This window comes from Romboutsia faecis, assembly GCF_014323405.1.
Classification (GTDB): Bacteria; Bacillota; Clostridia; order Peptostreptococcales; family Peptostreptococcaceae; genus Romboutsia_E; species Romboutsia_E faecis.
The window spans coordinates 21,013-41,887 of sequence record NZ_JACRWE010000009.1; the positions used below are offsets into that span (position 1 = coordinate 21,013).

The following is a 20,875-nucleotide window of genomic DNA, read 5'->3' on the forward strand; positions in this document are numbered from 1 at the left end:
TATAACTAAGAAATAGTGGGGGTGCAATATGGCTAAAAAAAGAAAAATTAAGAAGAGTGCAATACTGCCACTTAGTTTGCTTATATTTTTCGCACTGTACTTTCTTTCGTTTTGGTGGTTTAGTAAAGAGCAAGGGAATGCTCAAAAAGTAGAAGTAAATACACAAGAGCAAAAAGAAGATACGAGATCATTATTAACACAGTTAAGATATAAGAAGAAGATATATCTTTCAGATGGAACTGTTAGCAACATAAGAGTTGAAGAAGACTATTGGGATGAATTAGATTATATACTAGCAGAATTGAAGGAAGTAAGAACTCCAGAATCCTATAAAGAAGTATATAGTGGATATTCTGATGATGGAATTAAATTCTCGACAGACTTAAATTACTTAAGGATTTATACTGTAAATCAAGAATCATACTATAAAATTCCAGTAGACTCAAAAGAAGAATTTACTAATGTATTAAATAAAAGTATTTATACATCTTTTGGATTTATAACTCAGTATAAGAATTGGGAAAGTGTAAGTATAACCTATGGTGAGAAGACCAAAAAGATTCATAAGTGGAAATATGATGATTTATCATATAAGATGGCATCAAAAAGAATAGTAGGAAAAGTCCAGCCAGAGAAAAGTAAAGAAAGAAGTGAATACAACTTTACAATAGCAATAAAAATAAAAGGACAAGATATAACAGTAGAAACTATGGGAGAAGATTATGTAAAAATAACATCTCATAAACTACAGTCATACTATGAGGTACACAATGCTTTATATGAATATATAAAAAATGATATATTCAAGATAAAATAAAAGGTCGGTTAAAACCGACCTTTTATTTTTATTATTTATTTTTCTTCAGTTAATAAATCTGCTATTTGGTATACTGTACCAGCACCAGCAGTTATAACTAAATCGTTAGGTTCTGCATTTTCACGAATATATTGTGCAATATCTTCAAATTTACTTATATATATAGCATCCACATTATTATGATATAGCTTTTCAACTAAATCCTTAGAATGTATATCACCTGGGTCATCTTCTCTAGCTGCATAAATATCAGTTATTATAACTTTGTCAGCAGAATAGAAGGCTTCAGCAAAGCTATCTAAAAGAGCCTTAGTTCTAGTATAAGTATGAGGTTGGAATATGCACCATAAGTTATTTTTGTTTAGCTTTTTAGCCGCTGCTAATGTAGCTTTTAATTCAGTTGGATGATGTGCATAATCATCTATAACTAAAACATCCTTATAATAACCTTTAGTTTCAAATCTTCTTCCAACACCTTTGTATAGAGTTATATTTTTTCTTATAGTTTCTAAATTTATTCCAGAAACGTAAGCAGTCATTATAGCCGAAGTAGCATTATAAATATTGTGAAGTCCTGGTACCGATAACTCAAAAGTACCTAGGTTTTCACCTTTGTATTCTAATTCGAATACACCATATCCGTTATCGTTAAAGCTTATATTTTTTATAATAGTATCATTACCTTCATTTCTACCATACTTTATGATACTAGCTTTAACTTCATGTAAAATATCAACAGTATTATTATCATCGCCATTTATGATGAAGAAGCCATCTTTAGGTAGAAGCTTTCCAAATTTATTGAAAGAAGCTTTTATCTCATCTAATCCAGAGAAATAATCAAGATGATCTTCTTCTATATTTAATACTATAGATATTTTAGGATTGAAGTTAAGGAAACTATCAACATATTCACAAGCTTCTGTTATAAAGTGATCAGAAGATCCTATCTTAACATTACCGCCTATGACACTTAAGTTACCACCAACTAATATAGTAGGATCTAACTGTGCATATTCAAAAATAGTAGACAGCATAGATGTAGTAGATGTTTTTCCGTGAGTACCAGAAACTGCTATAGAGTTCTTGTATTCTCTCATCACTTGTCCTAAGAAAGCTGCTCTATCCATAGTAAGTATATTTTTTTCTCTTGCAGCTACAAGCTCTTGATTATCAGGATGTATTGCTGCTGTGTAAACCACCATATCTATGTTCTCAGATATATTTTCCTTGCATTGTCCAACATGTATGTTAGCCCCTTGGCTTCTTAGCTTATCTAAAAGATAAGACTCATTCATATCAGATCCAGAAACTTTATATCCTTTGTTAAGGCATATTTCCGCTAATGCGCTCATGCTTATGCCACCAATTCCAATGAAGTGTATATTCATAATAAAACCACCTTTCTTCATAATTAAGTTCTACAATATGAACTATTTATGTGGTATAATAATATAATGTTCAATATTTTATTAGAAATGTACATATACTATATATATACAATATATTTAAAAATGCTTTAAAACATAACTATAATTATATCATAATAAGTAAGGTTATGCATTACTTAGTTTACGTATAAATTAACAAAGACTTTAGGAGGTAGAGCTCAATGAAATTTAAGAGAACGGAAAGAATTGGAGCTATAGTAAAAATACTATCTGATAACCCAAATAAGATATATACATTAAGCTATTTTACAGAGAAATTCAATGCTGCAAAATCAACAATAAGTGAAGATTTATTAGTTGTAAAAAATGTTTTTGAAAAGTTAGAATTAGGTAAAGTTATAACTATTTCAGGAGCTGCTGGAGGAGTTAAGTATATACCTAAAACATCTAAATCAGAGAATGAAGAATTTTTAATGGATTTATGTAAAAAAATAAGTGACCCCTCTAGATTACTTTCAGGAGGATTCTTATATCTAATAGATTTAATATATGATCCAAGCATAGCATCGAAGATAGGGAAGATATTTGCATCAAATATTGATTACTCTGAGGCTGACTATGTAGTAACAATGGAAACAAAGGGAATACCTATGGCTCTTATGACAGCTAAGGCTATGAATTTACCTTTAGTTATAATTAGAAAGGACATAAAAGTATCAGAAGGTCCAACTTTGAGTATGACATATGTAAGTGGGAAGTCGAAAGTTGAGAGTATGAGTTTACCAAGAAAAGCTCTAAAACCAGGAAGTAAAGTTATTTTAATAGATGACTTCATGAGAGGTGGAGGAACTATAAAAGGTATGATGAATCTAATGAATGAATTTGGGGCAGAAGTAATAGGTTCAGGAGTATTCATATCAACAACTACACCAGAAGATAAAATGGTACAAGATTACATATCATTAATACAATTAGATGTAGATGGTGAAAAGATAAGCGTAGAGCCAAATTTAAAAACTTTTAGAGATGAGTATAGAAATATAGAGATAGAGGAAAATGAGGAAATAGAGAGATTTGTTGAAGAAGACGAAAGTTTATTTGATGAAGAATAATAAAAAATAAATATTTTAAAAAATAAAAAGGAAATTTTAAAACAATATAGAATTACTATTATTAGTAATAAACAATTTATATTAATATAAACTAATTTTGTCAAAATTAAAAGGGGGATATTGAGGTATGAACATTACTGACGTAAGAGTGAGAAAAATAACTGATGAAGGGAAAATGAAATGTATAGTTTCAATAACTTTCGATAATCTATTTGTTGTACATGACATAAAGGTTATAGAAGGTCATAATGGGCTATTCATAGCTATGCCAAGTAGAAAAGTAGGGGAAGGAAACTTTAGAGATATAGCTCATCCAATAAATGCTGAGATGAGACAAGTTCTAGAGGAAGCTGTATTAAAAGCTTACCATGAAGCAGTTGCTCAATTAGAAGTAGCAGCAGAATAGTAAACAAATAACATTATTTAGTAATAAATTAGTATGGATGAGCCGAACTATTCGGCTCTTTTTTATTGGAAAAAACACTTTAATGACTGTACTTTTAGTAAGAAAAGTGCTATATTAGTTAGAGAAATGAAGAAATTGTATACAGAATATCAGAATGACATAATAGAATATAATATATATAGATTAATTAAAAAGGAGTCAAATCATGAACTTTAAAGCAATAATTCTTGCGGCAGGTAAAGGGACTAGAATGAAGTCTAAATATCCTAAAGTAATACACAAAGTATGCGGAAAAGAAATGGTAAATCACGTTATAAATGTTTCTCAAAAATCAGGAGTAAACGATATAGTAGTGATTTTAGGACACGAAAGTGATGTTGTAAAAGAAAGACTTCCTAAGAACAGTATGATAGCAATGCAAACAGAGCAATTAGGAACTGGGCATGCTGTTAAAATGGCAAAGGAATACATAAATGATGAAGATACAATAGTAGTTTTATGTGGAGACACTCCATTAATAAAAGAGGATACTTTAAGAAGGTTATTTGCATATCATCTAGAAAATGAATATCATGCAACAGTTTTAACAACTAAAGTAGAAAATCCAACTGGATATGGAAGAATAATAAGAGATAATAATGAAGATTTATTAAAGATAGTAGAGCAAAAAGATGCAAATGAAGAAGAAAAAGCTGTAAAAGAAATAAATTCAGGAATATACTGCTTCAATGGAAAATCTTTAAGAGAATCTTTAGACTTAATAGATAATAACAATGCTCAAGGAGAATACTACTTAACAGACACTATATACATAATGAGAGATAGAGGTCAAAAAGTAGGAGCATACAATGGTTCTACAATAGAAGAACTTATGGGAGTAAACTCTAGAGTAGAATTATCAAAAGCAGAAGAAATAATGAGAAAAAGAATAAATGAATCTCATATGGTCAATGGTGTAACTATAATAGATACTAATTCTACATATATAGAATCTGATGTTGAAATAGGAAATGACACTATAATATATCCAGGAGTTATGTTAAAAGGAAACACTAAAATAGGAAGTAATTGCATTATAGAAATGAATTCAGCTATAGAAAATTCAACTATTGGCGATAATACAGAAGTGAAGAATTCAACTGTAATAGATAGCGTAGTTGGAGAAAATACAACAGTGGGACCATATGCTTACTTAAGACCAAAAAGTAATATAGGAAACAATGTAAAAATAGGAGACTTCGTAGAAGTTAAGAATGCTATAATAGAAGATAATTCAAAAGCCTCTCATCTATCTTACATAGGAGATGCTCATGTAGGAAAAGATGTTAATATAGGATGCGGTGTTGTATTTGTTAATTATGATGGAAAAAATAAATTTAAATCTGTAGTAAAAGACGGAGCTTTTATAGGCTCTAACTCTAATTTAGTTGCACCAGTAACAGTAGAGGAAGATGGATATATAGCTACAGGTTCGACAATAACAAATGATGTACCTAAGGGAGCTTTAGCAATTGCAAGAGAAAGACAAGTTGTTAAAGAAGGATGGGTAGAAAAGAAAAGATCAAAAGACAACCAATAAATTAATTAGATTATTATTTTTAGAATTAGTCTAAAAATTATAAAATACAAATCACAAAATATATATCAAAAGTTAAAATTTTCGGGAGGATAAGCAATGAATACTAGCGGAAGTGAAATTAAAATAATTTCAGGAAACTCGTCTAAAGAGTTAGCACAAAATATAGCTGATTATATAGGTGTACCTGTAGCAGATTGTACAGTAGGAAAGTTCAGCGATGGAGAAATATCTGTTAACATGAATGAAACAGTTAGAGGATGTGACGTTTTCGTAGTTCAATCAACTAACAGTCCAGTAAATGATAACTTAATGGAGTTATTAATAATGATAGATGCACTAAGAAGAGCATCAGCTGGTAGAATAACAGCGGTAATACCTTATTACGGATATGCAAGACAAGACAGAAAAGCAAAATCAAGAGATCCTATCACAGCTAAATTAGTTGCAAACTTAATAACAGCAGCAGGAGCAGATAGAGTATTAACTATGGACTTACATGCAGCTCAAATCCAAGGATATTTTGATATACCACTAGACCACTTATTAGGTGGAAGTATATTAGCTGATCACTTCAACCAAAAAGGTATAGAGGATTTAGTAGTAGTATCTCCGGACCTTGGAAGTGTTACAAGATCTAGAAAGTTCGCAACAACATTAGATGGAGAAGTTCCTCTAGCTATAATAGACAAAAGAAGACCTAAGGCTAATGTTTGTGAAGTCATGAATATAATAGGTGATGTTAAAGGAAAGAACGTTATATTATTAGATGACATGATAGACACAGCTGGAACAATAACTAATGCAGCTAATGCTCTTAAAGAATTTGGAGCTAAAGATATATATGCTTGTTGTACTCACGGAGTATTATCAGGACCTGCTATAGAAAGAATAGACAATTCTGCTATAAGTGAGTTAATAGTATTAGATACTATACAACTTCCTGAAGAAAAGAGAATAGATAAGATAAAAGTTCTTTCAGTAGCTCCTTTATTTGGAGATGCTATAAAGAAAATATTCTCTAATGAATCTATAAGTGTTTTATTCTAATTAAATAGTGGACTTGAATTAAGGATTATCCTTTATTCAAGTCCTTTTTATATGTAAAAAATAATTGGTAGTGAAAAGTATACTAAAGTATAAAAGGTAGTTGCTAAAAAGTGGAAAATAATATATTCTTTATGTATAAAAGAATTAATAAAAAGTAGAAATCAAGGAAATATATCTTATATGTGGGCGCTTGAGATATATGGAGATATTAGTGCAACCGGCTATATTATAAACAATTTTATTGTGATTATAATATAGCCTTTTTATATATAAGCAGTTAAATTTAGTAAAAAATGGTATAATATACGGTACGATAGTAGAATTGAAAATAATACAATAGTAGTATTTAAATTAATAAAAATGAATAAAGTTAGGTTATAAAAAGAGGTGAATATATGATTAGTTACACTAAAAGGCGACTAGGAGATATTCTAGTAGAAGCTGAAAAACTAACATCTTATCAGTTAGCACAAGCGTTAAAGGCTCAAAAAACTATGGGAAAAAAGTTAGGAGAAGTAATAGTTGAACTTAACATTCTGGATGAAGATGATATTATTGATGCTATAGAGAAGCAAACGGGTATAAAGAAGGTTAATTTAAATGAGATAGAGTTCGATAAAAGAGTTATCAAGTTAGTATCTCAAGGATTATGTGAAAAATATACATTAATACCTTTTGGAATAGAAGAAAATAAAGTGAAAATTGCATTTTCTGATCCACTTAACATATATGCAGTAGATGATATATCTATATCAACTGGATTTGAAGTTGAATCTTATATAAGTGATAAAGCCAATATAAGTAAATTTATTCAAGTTCATTATAGTTCAGAAAAAATGAATTTAGCAGCAGAAGAATTGTCAAAAGAAAGTTTAGAATCTCAGTATATATCTATTGATGTTGAAGGTTTAGATGATGTTAAAAGTGCTCCAGCTGTAAAGATGGTAGAATACTTATTTGCAAATGCAGTTGAGATGAGAGCATCAGATATACATATTGAGCCTTTTGAAAATGAAGTGAGAATAAGATATAGAATTGATGGACAGTTACAGACTATAAACTCTTTACCAAAGGAAAGCTTAGGTCCATTAGTAACAAGAATCAAAATATTATCTAATTTAAATATAACAGAAAAGAGGGTCCCTCAAGATGGTCGTGTTATTGCTCAAATAAATGGGAAAAGAGTGGATCTTAGAATATCAATATTACCAGTAGTAAACGGGGAAAAAATAGTTATAAGGGTTCTTGATAGTAGTAGTTTTAAAATAGGAAAACAACACCTAGGTATGGATGAAGAAAATATAACTAGATTAGAAAGAATTATATCAAGCCCTCATGGAATAGTGTTAGTTACAGGTCCAACGGGTAGTGGTAAATCTACGACTTTATACACTATATTAAATGAATTAAATTCATCAGAAGTTAATATTGTTACAGTAGAAGATCCAGTAGAGTATACATTAAATGGAATAAACCAAGTGAATGTGAACAATAAGACAAACCTTACTTTTGCTAGTGGATTAAGAAGTATACTAAGACAGGACCCAGACATAGTAATGATAGGAGAAATTAGAGATGAAGAAACTGCTAAAGTAGCAACTAAAGCAGCAATAACAGGACATTTAGTTTTAAGTACACTTCATACTAATGATGCTCCTTCAACAATAACAAGATTAATTGATATGAATATAGAACCTTATTTGGTATCAACGGCTATTTCAGGGGTAATAGCCCAAAGACTTATAAAAAAGATATGTCCACATTGTAAGTATGAGTATAATGCAACAGAATATGAAAAGAAAATTTTACAAAACGATACAAGTACAGCGGTAAAGCTGTATAAAGGAAATGGATGTGGACACTGTAATTATACTGGATACCTAGGAAGAACAGGTATATATGAAATTATGGAAATATCAAGGGAGCATAGAGATTATATTAATATAAGTAGAGATCCGAATATTCTAAAAGATATATCTATAAAAAATGGTATGGAAACATTAGAAGAGAACTGCAAAAAATTAGTTCTTAAAGGGACAACTACTGTTAATGAACTTGCTTCAATAACTATGATGAAAAATATATAAGAAAGGGATGAAATTAAGGTGCCTAAATTTGAATATAGAGCTATAAGCCCTTCAGGAGAAAAGATAACGGGTATACATGAGTCTAATTCTAAGTTTGAAATAACTGATATGCTACGCTCCAATGGATATTATCCGTTAAAAATAGAAGAAAAAATAGAAAGTAGAAATATTGAAATTAATATTTTCCAAAAAATAACTATAAAGGATATTGCCATATTTTGCAGACAATTTTACACAATGCTAGATGCAGGATTAACTGTAAATGCTGCATTAGAAATACTAGCACAGCAAACTCCTAACAAAAAACTTAAAGATATAATTAAATTGGTAGAGGATGATGTTAAAAGAGGAGAAACTTTATCATCTGCTATGGGTAAGTATCAAGATGCATTCCCAAACCTGTTAATCAATATGATTGAAGTTGGAGAAGAAAGTGGAAATTTAGATACAATAATGCTTAGAATGTCAGATCAGTATGAAAAAGATAATAAGATAAACAACAAAGTTAGGGTTGCGATGATATATCCATCAATATTGGCTGTAGTAGCAGCCTTAGTAGTTGCAGTACTTATGGTTTTTGTAATTCCGTCGTTTATGGAAACCTTTGAGTCTATGGGAACTGAACTGCCTGCAATAACAAAGTTATTAATGTCTATAAGTGGATTCATAAGTAGTAATATATTATTTATTACTCTGACAATAGTTATACTTTCAGTGCTATTTAGAATTTATGCTAAAACAGAACATGGTATGCAGACAATCGGATACTTAAAACTTAATTTACCAATAATAGATAAGCTAAATGAAAAGATAATAGTTTCACGATTTACAAGAACTATGTCTCTTTTAATGTCTAGTGGAATTCCAATGATAAGATCATTAGAGCTAATTGCAGATATAGTAGGTAATAAAATTGCAGAGGAAATTATATTAAAAATGAGAGAATCTGTAGTTAGAGGAGAGGGAATATATAAACCAATAAGTAAGAGTAATATATTTCCTAAAATGATGGCCACCATGGTAAAAATTGGAGAAGAATCAGGGACACTAGACGACATAATGTATAAAACAGCTGACTTTTATGATGATGAGTTAGAGAGTCAAATACAAGCTACCTCAGCAATGATAGAACCAATACTTATAGTTGTTATGGGTGTAGTAGTAGGTTTTATAGTAGTATCAATAATGTTACCAATGACGAGTATGTATGATAGTATATAGAAATTAAAATACAAAGAGGTGCGAATAGTGGAAGCTAAAAAAGTGAGTTTAAAAGAACTTATGAGTATGGATATAAAAGATTTAATTAAAAATAAAAACAAAAAAAATAAGAGTAAACCCAAAAAAGAGAAGGAATTAAAAAGAGAAATAATTTCATTTGATATAGGGAGTGACTACACAAAGATAGTAGTAGGAAAATATTATAAAGGAAAGTTAAGTATAAGTAATTACTTAGAATTTGAAACTCCAAAAGATAGTGTTAACGATGGTTTAATTATAAATGAAAAAATCTTAGCAGATAAAATCCAAATATTACTTAATGAGAATAAAATAAAAGCAAAGTATGCAAGCTTTACAACAAATTCAACGACTATTATAAATAGAGAAATTATAATACCAAAAGTAGATGAAGATGAAGTTGAAAGTGTAATAAAATTTGAGATGGAACAATACCTACCAATAAATCTAAATGATTATATTGTTCAATATATTGAATTAGATGAGGTAGAACAAGAAAATAGTAATAAATTAAAAGTATATGTTATAGCATACCCAGAGAAGATGGCTAGAGGTTATTATGATATACTAAAAGTTCTTAAGTTAAAGCCAGTATCTCTTGATGTAGCATTTAATTCATTAAGTAAATTAATTACATGTACAGATAAAGTTAATGAAGATTCATATGATGCTTCATTAACAAATGTATTTATAGATATAGGATCAAGCTTTACGTCATTGAGTATTTATAAAAATGGAAAATTAGATTTTACAAGGATAATTAGAAGTAATTATATTGATACAACATATGATGAAATGATATTTATACAGAATTTATCGGAAGAAATAGAAAGAATAATAAGATTCTACAATAACAAATACATAGGCAATAAGATAGATGGGATTTATATACTAGGAGGAATATCTAGTTTATATAATATTCACGAATACATAGGCGAAAAAATCAATATCCCAACTAAAAAAATAAATAATATAAAATTTAATGAAGCTAATATAAGTATTGATAATATAGAAAATTATTTAAATGCAATTGGAGCCTTAATTAGGTCTTAAGGGGGAAATATGGCAGATATAAACTTTTTTAAACATTACGAACATTTAAAAAAAGACTCATCAGATAAGTATACGTATGTTACAGCAGGATTAGTAGGTGCTTTAATAATAGTGAGTGCTTCTATTAATATTGCAAAAATTCACTTATATAATAAAGAAATAGAAATATATAATTCTAAATTAAATGCAGAAGATGTGCAAAGCAAAATAAAAACTGCAGAAGAGGTAAATGCAAAATTAGATATATTATCTAAATATGAAACACAAATAGATGATGTAATCAATTCTATAAATACAAGAGAAGTTGTATCAATAGATGTAATAGATAAAATTAGTTCAACAGTACCATCAGATGTATCATTTGAGAGTATGAATATAAGTGAAGGGACTGTTAATATAGAAGCAATTTCAAATACTAGATCATCTATAGGAGAACTAGAAAATAGGCTTAAAAAATTAGATATATTACAAGATGTCTATGTAGGGACAATATCTGAAAATACATCGCTAGAAGGGATGTTTGCATTCAATATAAAATGTACACTGAAAGGAGGAAACTAAACTATGAACATAAGTAAAAGGGAGAAGGTTATGTTAAGTTCTTTAGGGATTGTTCTTGTGGGAGTCTTATACTATCAGTTTATATACATGAAACAAATTGAGAAAGTAGATACTTTAGAAATCAAAAGAAATGAAGTGGAAACTAAATATAATGAAGTTATGGATACAATTATGGCTTTAGAACAAAAACAAAATAGAATAAGCTCTATGTATTCAACTTTAGATATGAAGGCATCTAAATATTATTCATATATAGTTCAAGAAAATATAATATTAGATATTAATAAAATGCTAATAGATAGTGAACTTACTGGAGATTTAAGTTTTACAGAATTAGAAGTTAAAGAAGTAGAAAAAAATAGTAGTATAGATACGAACAAACAAAATGGAAGTATAAATACATTGGTAGAAAAGTATGAAAATATAGGGAAATCATTAAAAACACAATCTAATATAGATATACAAAATAATAATTTAGTTGAAGAAGATTTATCTAAAACAGATGAAGAAAATATAAATGAAGATACTCAAAGTAGTGAAGCTTCTGCTACTATAGAACAAATGTATGTATCGCTTACGTATAAGGGAACTTATTCTCAGTTAAAATCATTTATAAAAAAAGTAGAGAGAAGTAATAAAAAAATAGTAATAACAAATTGTAGTATAACAACAGATGCAGATAATAAGGTTTCTGGAAGTATGAACCTTGAATTTTATGCAATACCTAGCATAGGAGATATAAAATCATATTATGAAAATTGGGATTTGGACTCAGAGTCAGGAAAGGAAATACCATTTAATTCTATGAATGCACCTGTAGGGTATAAGGGTTCGTCTGAAAAGAATATAGAGAGTGATTTTGTAATTGCAGTAAAACCAAAAGCTTCAGATATACCAACTGTAACAATAGGTAAAGGTGAAGATACTAAGGGTACTACATATATAGAATCAGATAATTCTGGTATTGAAAGTATTGAAATAGAATTAAAAAATGATAGAGATAAATATTATTATTCATATAAAACATCTACTAAATCATATCCAGGGTCAAATAAAGTAGAGAAGTTTACTCCTATAGAAGATGTTATAAATATAAATATAAGCAGTCAAGAGAGACTGAATTCAGATGATAAATCGGGAATTAAGTTGACTGTAAAAAATAATACAGATAGAAAAATTAACATAAATGTAATTGATGATGATAAAGAAAGACCAAGGGTAAGTATATCAGGCATAGGGTCTAATATAAGTGTTGTTAATAAGTAGGTGAATTATGGCTAAAAAAAATAATAAAGGATTTAGTCTTATTGAAATTATTATCAGTCTTGCCATTGCATCTATAATGATACTGAGTGGATATCAATTAATTATTAATGCAGTAAAATTAAATAAAAAAGGTGAAGATAGACAGCAAGCCAACTTAGTGGGACAACAAGTAATAGAAGAAATTAAGACTATTGATGATAGAAATATATCAACTAATTTATTGACAATAAACGAAAATTTAATTTTAACAGGAACAATAAATGGAAATATAAATGAGTATAAAGGAACTTTATTAGATGAATCTGGCGAATATGACGTAAATATATTTATGGAAAAAGAAGATGTAGAGTTTAAGGAAAATAATTATAACAGTGAAATCAATTACGATTTAAGATATGACATCTCCAATGCCAATGATAATTTAGTTATAAAAAATAGTGAAAATCATAGTGTAAGTAACATTAGTTTAAATGATAATAAAAATTTCAAGATAATTTTAGAAAATTCTGACAAATTAGATGGTAATGTAGATATAGATAATAATTGTAATGAAGTTACTTTAAATATAAAATCTAAAGATGAGATTTTTTTAGATTTTACAAATTATAATTTTAATAAAGATATAGATATAGAAATATACAATAACTTAGATAAAAAATTGAAGATATATATTCAAAAACCAATGAATACATATTCTAACGTTAATGCAAGAAGTATAATTGGATTGATAGAAATTTATAATAATCCAATTTTTGAAAAAATAGGGTATTCATATAAAGTAAAAGTTATTGTTAAAAAATATAAAAATATATTATTTGAGGGATATACAAATAAAAATATGAAAAAAGAAATAAATGAAAATTAGAGGTGATTAAGTGAAGAAAAATAATAAAGGCTCTAGTTTAATCACTGTAATAATAATAATGGCTGTAGTATTTATTACAGGAACAGCGATATTGAGTCTTTTAAATGTTAATTATAGAATTAGAGTAAAAGAAAACAGAAGGCTACAAAACTTATATGCTTCAGAAGCCGGAGTAGATACTGCTTATAATATAATTGCTAAAACGTTTGAAGTAGCAATAGATAAGGCTTACACAGAGGTGAAAAATCTAGAAGATTTCAATGAATTAAGTGAAGAAGAAAAAGATAAGATGTTTAAAATGAACTTTAAAAATTTTATATCTAATAACAAATACATAAATTCATCTGGAGAAAAAAATCATATGTATGACTTATTCAAAGATACGGTAGAAGGATTAAAATATGTGTCTATTGGATTAGATGGAGATATTAACTATAGCGATGTAGAATTTGATTTTTATGAAGGTAAAAGTGAAATCCAAGAACCTTTATTAAGTATCTTAGATACTTCTAAATTAAATGATGAAAATAATGAATACGAATTAGATTTATCTTCAGAGTTTTATACAAATGATTCAACAGGAGAGAATAAAAGGATAATTGAATTAACTTATGATATAAAAATACCTAATTTTGAGGATATTACATTAAACATTACCGATAAAGAATCTGTAAAACAAGAATTTAAAAGTAAAGCAATAATTACAGATAAGAACATAGTATTTAATAATGGAGCTACTATAAATGGAGACATATTTGCACTAGGAAGCAATAAGGCTGAAAACTTAGAAACTAAATATAATGGTGGAATAAAATTTATAAATAACCAAGACTTAGAGTCAAACTTGATAAATGTAAATGGTAATATGTACACTTCAAATACATTTAGTTTAGTTCAAAATGCAAAAGTAAATATAAATGGAAGTTTGTATGCAGGAAATGTGTATATAGGTGACGGAGAATCTAAAGTTTTTGAAGGTAAAAATAATAATCTTTATATAGGAAATAACTCATCAAATAATATAGATGATTTAGACAGTGAAGTAGTTCTCAATAACGATTTAGTTATAAATTCAATAAATAGTAATATTACTATAGATAACTTTTACGGAATAAATGATATTACTATTAATGAAAATGGTAAAGAGGTTAAAAGTTCAAGTAGTATAATTGTAAATAATAACTCAGAAGAATCTACTGATTATTCCAATCTTACTATAAAAAATAATGCATATATTATGGGATCAGCATATATAAATGCCAAGAATAGCAAAGGTAAATATTATCAAACTGGAGAATCAACAGCAGTTAATGGAAATTATATTGCATATACAGTACCATTAGAGGGTAATGATTTTGAAAGTATTGAATTTGAATACTACGATACTTTACAACTAGTGGAAAAATATAAAAATGATAAAGGCTCAAATTTGACAGTATCAGATAAAAGTGAATACTTTGATAGATTTGCAGCAGAAAACAAGGACTTACTCAATCATGGTGGGATTAATTTTCTAAATAAAGAAAATGTAAAGGCTATTGGATCTGTGATTTATAAGAATGAAGATGATTCAGTAGGAGTATTAGAAAGTAGATATATAATATCTAATGATTCAGTGATAAAAAATAAAAAAAATAAATACATAAAATATGTATACAATATGGGAACAGAAGTAACAAATGATGAAGATAGTCCTAAAAAAGTATCAGATTATCTAATAAGCTTAAAAGAATATATTCCTGTACAAAAGATTAATTTAGATGAAGTCGCAATAATAAGTGATGATAAAGAAATTACAATTACAACAGAAAATAATATTGGTAAGATAACTGTAGGTAATGAAACAATAACATTTGATGATAATGAAATTAAAGCTGTTATAGTTACTAATTCAGAAGTAAATATAGATGGAAATGTGAATTTTACTGGAACGATAATTAGTACAGAAGATGTTAGTGTAAAGAATGGAACATTTGAATATTCAAGTATTAGCTATGATGAAAAAACTGTACAAAGAATAATTGCAAATAACTATAGTGCTTTTAAGAACTTAGGAATACTATCAGGGAAAAACTCTAATAGCACATCCTTAGTATCAGAAAATAAATATCAGTATGATATTAAACGATATATAAAATCAAAAAATTGGAAGATAGAAAAGTAGAGGATAATAATATTGAAAAGAGATTCTAAAGGAATGACATTAATAGAAATTTTAATTGCATTATCAATTATAACAGTTGTTTTGACTATCGCTTATAGTATACAAATATCAAGTATAAAAATATTATCAAAAACAGAAATAAAAACTATGTTACAAACTGAATCACAAGTAATACAGAACGAAATAAACAAAATAGGAATGCAATCCTCGGGTGTTATAGAAGCAATTGATGTAAATGATAATGATATATTGGATGATATAACAAAGTCTAATGTATTTACAAAAGTAAAATCATTATCTTTAATTGAATATTTGGATGGTGATAAATACATCCATGAATTTAAGATAGAAGATAGTATTTTAAGTCTTGTAACTATAGAACCTGACAAAACCGTAAAGAAAGAATTATCAACTTACGTTGATAGTATAAATATAAAACCGATTAAAGATTCCTTAAAGAATAGTGAATCCATAGAGATAGAGATTATACTTTATAAAAATAAAGGATTTAATAATATAAATTATAAAATTCCAATTTTAATTAATTTCAGAAATAAGTAATACATACGTAAGGGGGAATACATATTTTATTCTACAATACAAACAAAAATAAAATGAAGATACTTCCAATTTTAATGTCAATAATAATATTTTTATCATCTTCAATAAATATACACGCAGAAAATGTAGATACAAATAATTTAGATAATCAAAAAAATAGTGATTTAAAACCTAAGATAGATGTTAACTACTTAGGAACAACTCCTAGTGAAATAGTAGAAGGTCAAGAGTTTGAAGTTAGTTATGAGATTATACCTCATCCATTTCAAAATAATCAGTCTAAGCCTAAAGAAATAGTGTTAGTACTGGATGCCTCAGGAAGTATGAGTGAAACCACTACATGTTCTCATGGACAGTCTAAAAATCATTACATATACATAAACAATGGTGTTGAGGAGGTATGTAGTGATGTTAAGACTGATTATTGCATTACACATAAAAAAACAGGAAGTCATTGGGATGGACTTAAAAGATGTACTGAAAAACGAGTAACTTATTGTACAGAGCATGAAACTTCAGATAATCATGAATATTGTCAAGAAGAGAGAACTAGAATAGGACAACTTAAATTGGCAGCGAAATCATTTATAGAAAAAATGAGAGAAGTAAATGATTTGAGTCTAGGAATAGTAGTATATTCCAGTGAAGCTACGATAAATCCAATATCAGTAAATGGAACCAAAACAGTAACAACAACTAGTGGAAGTAGGCATAGTGTTCCAAATTATATATCGTTGCCTAATACAAATTTTTTAGATATAAATGATGATAGATTATTTAATATGATAGATAATCTAAAAGCTTCAGGAGGTACTAATACAGGGGAAGGATTAAGGAAGGCAGAGTATTTATTAAAACAAGGAGATAGCAATGCAAATAAGACTATAATTTTAATGTCAGACGGATTGCCTACTTTTTATTCTACGCATAAAAAAAGTAACAATAAATATGAAGAGTATACAAATATAGATAATAGTACACCACTTATATCTGGACCAGGAAATGGAACATCTACAGATAGTACAAATTATGCTAAAACTATAGGTTATAAGATAAGAGCTAATAATCCAAATATATTCTCAATAGGATATGGTTTAGGAAGTAGCACATCTGAAGGAAATAGAACTTTACAAGATATACATAAATCTATGGGTGGAGTAGTGAATTTAAATAATCCAGAGGATCCTCAAAATACTTTTTTTGCAACTAATGATGGCGCGATAAACTCTATTTTTAAAAAAATAGCAGATGTACTAATACAATCCTATACTATAAATGATGCTAGTTTAAATCTGAATTTATCAGATAGTATAACTGTAGTAGATGGTTTAGATAGTATAACTAGTAATGGACAAACAAAAAAATTAGATCCAATAATATATAATTTAGGGGAAAATAATTGGTATACGGCGGAGAGACAAATTATAACTTTTAAAGTTAAGGCAACTAATACTGGAAATATGCAACTTTACAAAAATGATGGGACATTCACATATAAAGATATTAATGGTATAGATATAGAGGTTCCCATAAAGAATCAAAGTATTAATATAAATCCATATATACCATCTGAGGCAGAAAAGTTGAAATTTGAATTTAAGACAATGCCTACAGATTATCTTATAGGAGATACTGTAAATGGAAAAGCTACATATATTCATTCTGGAACAAAAACAGTAACATTTAAAAATGCAAAATTTAATGATATTATATTACCTTCGAATATTGTATTAGAAGATTCAACAATTAATGAACTAAATTTTGGACAAGTATCATCTACAACAACTAAAGATATTAGTTTTAAGGTTAATGATTTAGAAGAAATAAATATAAATGATCCTGTTCAGTATTCATTACAAGGAAACTATTCTTATACAATTACCAATAAATATGGTAATAATACGCAAGAATCAGGAACATCTTCAACAATGATAAATGTAAAAAGAGGGCAAGTTAGAGTAAAGGTATTAGACCAAGCTGGTAATGATATATCTAGCTTATCTAAAGTGTTAATAAGTGGTAAATCATTACAAGAAAATGAAGGTGAATTAAAGGATGGCTATATATTATACAATACTATTTCTAGTGGAAACTATAAATTGACTATAAAAGAATTGCCAGAAGGATGTGAACCTAAGGAAGGTCAAAATACCGGGAATGTAATTGTTAGTTATGAAAATAATATAGCCGAATATATTTTTCATGTTAATGGAATATATGAAGAACTGATCACTTCAGATATAGATGTTGAGTTAATAGAAGCAACACCTAATCCAACGTATTTAGGTAGTGAAGTAAATGTCACATATGAGATTAAACCAAAAGACTTTATTATAGAAGATAACTCAAATGATATAGGTATGATAGATGAAGCTATATTTGTAGTAGATCTATCATCGGGTATGAATAGAAGTAATATAATGAGCCAATTAATAAATAATATTCATAATGTGATATTACAAAGCTCTAAAATAAAAGATAGTGATATTAAATTTGGTTTGGTTGGTTACAATAGTGAGGCTAATTTTCCTGATGATCAATATTATAAATTATTTAATAAAAATGAAAGAAATCAATTCAATGATAATGTTGTGAAGCAAATGAGTGCCAGTAATAATATTTCAGATAGAAATATTACTAGTGGAATAAAAAAAGCAGATGAACTATTGCAAAAAAACAATGATCAAGGTGTTAATCAAGCGATTATATTACTAACAGGGGGTTCTATAAACAATATAGATGCTAACTATATTAAGGAAATAAAAAACAGAGGTTATAAAGTAATAAGCGTAGACTTGAGTGATAAAAGCAACGCAAATATAAATGGAACACCTGTAAATTATATGGGAGATGAAAGTTTAAAAAATTTACACTTATTACTAGGTGGAAATCAATCTGATTTTATAGTAAGCAGACCAGACGGAGGTAACTTTAACTATATAGATAAAGATTTAGAAAAAGTAGTTGAAGCATTAGTTGGGTCTAATAATAAAGGTTATATAAAAGATAATGTTAATTTAAAATTTAGTCTTGGAGATAAATTTGAATTTATAGATTCGAATAATTATGAAAATATTAAATCTACAAGTGTTAATGGACATGATGTAATTCTAAATTTAAAAGATATATCTTATAAATTTAAAGATGGTAAATACCAATCAGAGAAATTTAGAATTACTTTTAAAGTAAAACCTAAATTAGAAGGAGAAAACATGTCTTTTGAAAATGCTACTATATCATTTAATGATATAGATAATAGATTAATAACAAAAGATATAGCAAAACCATATATAACTGTAAATGGAAGTATAACGACAGATATAACTCATGGAATATACGAAGGTATAATTAATGGAAATCCAATGATAACTGAAGAAGCTAAAACTGTGTCATATGGATCTAGCGTACCTTTTGCTGCGACTTTTGATATATACAATAAAGAAACAGAAGTAACTTTACAAATTGATTCTAGATTAAGATTTATATCGGATATAAAAGTATATAAAATAAGAAATGGAAGTACAATTCAATTACTTAGTAATGAAAAAGTACATGGAGACAGTAAGAATTACACTGTTAATATAGACAACAGATACTCAATAAATAACACAGATAAGATTTTAGTTATTTATAACGTTATATTACCAAAGAATATTAGTGCTACTGAAAAACAATATACAAACAATATATTTGTATACGATAGTAATAAAGAGGCGGTAGTAAAAGCTAAATTTAAAATATTTGATTTGTTTTAAGAAAAAAGGCAGCCTTTACGATTAAATTTAAGGCTGCTTTATTAATTTATAGGGTAATAAAATTTTCTATTATTAAGTAAAAAATATTGACCTAAAGTAGAATGTAGTGGTAATATATGGTTATAAATGAAATATAATGCAACGAAACATATTCTGTATATGGGTACCTGGGATATGTGGAGCGAGTGGTGCAACCGACTATTTGATATGAATACAAGCATAATTAATAGTCGATTTTTTTATGGAATAAAAATTATATTTTATAAGGGGATATTCCATAGTAGTTAAAATTACAATAATATTTGGAGGGATAACATGTTAAACAAAAAGAAAAATAACAAAGGTTTCACATTAGTGGAATTATTAGTAGTAATAGCTATTATAGGTATATTAGCAGTAGTAGCAGTACCAGCATTATTTAGTAACATAGAAAAATCAAAAGTTGCTAAATTAGAAAGTAATATAAGTGCAATAAAAAGCGCTGCACTAACATATTATACAGATAATAATACATATTTTGAAACACAAAGTAATGCATCTACTATTGAACAGTTACAAAGTGGAAGCCTAGGAGAGTACTTAGAGGATTTAAAATCTGCTTTTGGATCAGAAACATATGGAATAGCTGGAAAAGTAGATGCTAATAATGGTAATTCTATATTAACAATAAATTTAGGTAAATCAAAATTAAGTTCTAAAGCAATAAAAAAATTAGAAAGTGATATTGGGGCAACAACTCCTGATGGAAAAAATATAACTTATACAATAATAAAAGGTGGATTTACTTCTGGAAGCTAAATATGAATTAAAAAAGAGGACTGTCATAGTACGGGTCTTCTTTTTTATTGCATTGATATTTTATAATTATCTATTTCTATAATATATTTATTTCTTACTATGTTAATAATTATTAAGTATATAAATAATATTATTTTATAAAAATAAAAACTTCTAAATGATATATTATTCAGG

At 27.6% G+C, this 20,875-nt stretch carries 16 protein-coding genes and 2 riboswitches; of the genes, 15 read left to right on the plus strand and 1 reads right to left on the minus strand.

Annotated features, from left to right (window positions below; translation table 11 throughout):
• The first annotated feature begins 28 nt into the window (after positions 1 to 28).
• Positions 29 to 817 (plus strand): hypothetical protein, encoded by a 789-nt coding sequence (locus tag H8923_RS14660; RefSeq protein ID WP_153972683.1) that lies wholly within the window; start codon positions 29 to 31, stop codon positions 815 to 817.
• Positions 818 to 852: 35 nt separating this feature from the next.
• On the opposite strand, the gene murC is transcribed toward H8923_RS14660, so the two are convergent.
• Complete coding sequence (gene murC / locus H8923_RS14665; RefSeq protein WP_153972684.1) at positions 853 to 2,208, minus strand: UDP-N-acetylmuramate--L-alanine ligase; 1,356 nt, start codon at positions 2,206 to 2,208, stop codon at positions 853 to 855.
• A 221-nt stretch (positions 2,209 to 2,429) separates the two neighbouring features.
• Here murC and purR point away from each other — a divergent pair, with 221 nt between their 5' ends.
• The 14 genes from purR (at position 2,430) to H8923_RS14735 (ending at position 20,701) form a co-directional block, all read left to right on the plus strand.
• Entirely contained in the window at positions 2,430 to 3,320 is an 891-nt protein-coding gene (purR, locus tag H8923_RS14670; protein ID WP_153972685.1) for a pur operon repressor, read from the plus strand.
• Positions 3,321 to 3,447: 127 nt separating this feature from the next.
• Positions 3,448 to 3,726, plus strand: a complete 279-nt coding sequence (gene spoVG / locus H8923_RS14675) for a septation regulator SpoVG (RefSeq protein WP_122640671.1) — start codon at positions 3,448 to 3,450, stop codon at positions 3,724 to 3,726.
• A 205-nt stretch (positions 3,727 to 3,931) separates the two neighbouring features.
• Positions 3,932 to 5,305 carry a bifunctional UDP-N-acetylglucosamine diphosphorylase/glucosamine-1-phosphate N-acetyltransferase GlmU gene (glmU, locus tag H8923_RS14680; RefSeq protein ID WP_153972686.1) on the plus strand — a complete coding sequence of 458 codons (1,374 nt, stop codon included), beginning with the start codon at positions 3,932 to 3,934 and terminating at the stop codon, positions 5,303 to 5,305.
• Positions 5,306 to 5,401: 96 nt separating this feature from the next.
• Positions 5,402 to 6,352, plus strand: coding sequence for a ribose-phosphate diphosphokinase (locus H8923_RS14685; RefSeq protein ID WP_153972687.1), 951 nt, complete (start codon positions 5,402 to 5,404; stop codon positions 6,350 to 6,352).
• A 147-nt stretch (positions 6,353 to 6,499) separates the two neighbouring features.
• Positions 6,500 to 6,584: riboswitch (cyclic di-GMP riboswitch) on the plus strand.
• 163 nt (positions 6,585 to 6,747) lie between these two features.
• Positions 6,748 to 8,439, plus strand: a complete 1,692-nt coding sequence (locus H8923_RS14690) for a GspE/PulE family protein (RefSeq protein ID WP_153972688.1) — start codon at positions 6,748 to 6,750, stop codon at positions 8,437 to 8,439.
• A gap of 18 nt (positions 8,440 to 8,457) precedes the next feature.
• Positions 8,458 to 9,660, plus strand: a complete 1,203-nt coding sequence (locus H8923_RS14695; RefSeq protein WP_187127969.1) for a type II secretion system F family protein — start codon at positions 8,458 to 8,460, stop codon at positions 9,658 to 9,660.
• Positions 9,661 to 9,687: 27 nt separating this feature from the next.
• Positions 9,688 to 10,731, plus strand: a complete 1,044-nt coding sequence (pilM, locus tag H8923_RS14700; protein ID WP_153972689.1) for a type IV pilus biogenesis protein PilM — start codon at positions 9,688 to 9,690, stop codon at positions 10,729 to 10,731.
• A gap of 9 nt (positions 10,732 to 10,740) precedes the next feature.
• Positions 10,741 to 11,292 carry a PilN domain-containing protein gene (locus H8923_RS14705; protein WP_153972690.1) on the plus strand — a complete coding sequence of 184 codons (552 nt, stop codon included), beginning with the start codon at positions 10,741 to 10,743 and terminating at the stop codon, positions 11,290 to 11,292.
• Between the two features lie 3 nt (positions 11,293 to 11,295).
• On the plus strand, positions 11,296 to 12,558 hold the full coding sequence (locus H8923_RS14710) for a hypothetical protein (protein WP_153972691.1): 1,263 nt from the start codon (positions 11,296 to 11,298) through the stop codon (positions 12,556 to 12,558).
• Between the two features lie 7 nt (positions 12,559 to 12,565).
• Positions 12,566 to 13,423: a type IV pilus modification PilV family protein gene (locus tag H8923_RS14715; protein ID WP_153972692.1), complete on the plus strand. Its 858-nt coding sequence runs from the start codon at positions 12,566 to 12,568 to the stop codon at positions 13,421 to 13,423.
• Positions 13,424 to 13,433: 10 nt separating this feature from the next.
• On the plus strand, positions 13,434 to 15,587 hold the full coding sequence (locus tag H8923_RS14720; RefSeq protein WP_153972693.1) for a DUF2572 family protein: 2,154 nt from the start codon (positions 13,434 to 13,436) through the stop codon (positions 15,585 to 15,587).
• Positions 15,588 to 15,599: 12 nt separating this feature from the next.
• Positions 15,600 to 16,148 (plus strand): PulJ/GspJ family protein, encoded by a 549-nt coding sequence (locus tag H8923_RS14725; protein WP_153972694.1) that lies wholly within the window; start codon positions 15,600 to 15,602, stop codon positions 16,146 to 16,148.
• Between the two features lie 74 nt (positions 16,149 to 16,222).
• Positions 16,223 to 19,903 (plus strand): vWA domain-containing protein, encoded by a 3,681-nt coding sequence (locus H8923_RS14730; protein WP_172976747.1) that lies wholly within the window; start codon positions 16,223 to 16,225, stop codon positions 19,901 to 19,903.
• 126 nt (positions 19,904 to 20,029) lie between these two features.
• Positions 20,030 to 20,112, plus strand: a riboswitch (cyclic di-GMP riboswitch).
• Between the two features lie 106 nt (positions 20,113 to 20,218).
• Entirely contained in the window at positions 20,219 to 20,701 is a 483-nt protein-coding gene (locus H8923_RS14735; protein ID WP_153972696.1) for a type II secretion system protein, read from the plus strand.
• Positions 20,702 to 20,875: the final 174 nt, after the last annotated feature.

Excerpts from the sequence above, each read along its gene's own strand:
- H8923_RS14660 (WP_153972683.1), top strand. The coding sequence starts at position 29 with ATGGCTAAAAAAAGAAAAATTAAGAAGAGTGCAATACTGCCACTTAGT.
- murC (WP_153972684.1), bottom strand. The coding sequence starts at position 2,208 with ATGAATATACACTTCATTGGAATTGGTGGCATAAGCATGAGCGCATTA.
- purR (WP_153972685.1), top strand. The coding sequence starts at position 2,430 with ATGAAATTTAAGAGAACGGAAAGAATTGGAGCTATAGTAAAAATACTA.
- spoVG (WP_122640671.1), top strand. The coding sequence starts at position 3,448 with ATGAACATTACTGACGTAAGAGTGAGAAAAATAACTGATGAAGGGAAA.
- glmU (WP_153972686.1), top strand. The coding sequence starts at position 3,932 with ATGAACTTTAAAGCAATAATTCTTGCGGCAGGTAAAGGGACTAGAATG.
- H8923_RS14685 (WP_153972687.1), top strand. The coding sequence starts at position 5,402 with ATGAATACTAGCGGAAGTGAAATTAAAATAATTTCAGGAAACTCGTCT.
- H8923_RS14690 (WP_153972688.1), top strand. The coding sequence starts at position 6,748 with ATGATTAGTTACACTAAAAGGCGACTAGGAGATATTCTAGTAGAAGCT.
- H8923_RS14705 (WP_153972690.1), top strand. The coding sequence starts at position 10,741 with ATGGCAGATATAAACTTTTTTAAACATTACGAACATTTAAAAAAAGAC.
- H8923_RS14710 (WP_153972691.1), top strand. The coding sequence starts at position 11,296 with ATGAACATAAGTAAAAGGGAGAAGGTTATGTTAAGTTCTTTAGGGATT.
- H8923_RS14715 (WP_153972692.1), top strand. The coding sequence starts at position 12,566 with ATGGCTAAAAAAAATAATAAAGGATTTAGTCTTATTGAAATTATTATC.
- H8923_RS14730 (WP_172976747.1), top strand. The coding sequence starts at position 16,223 with ATGTCAATAATAATATTTTTATCATCTTCAATAAATATACACGCAGAA.
- H8923_RS14735 (WP_153972696.1), top strand. The coding sequence starts at position 20,219 with ATGTTAAACAAAAAGAAAAATAACAAAGGTTTCACATTAGTGGAATTA.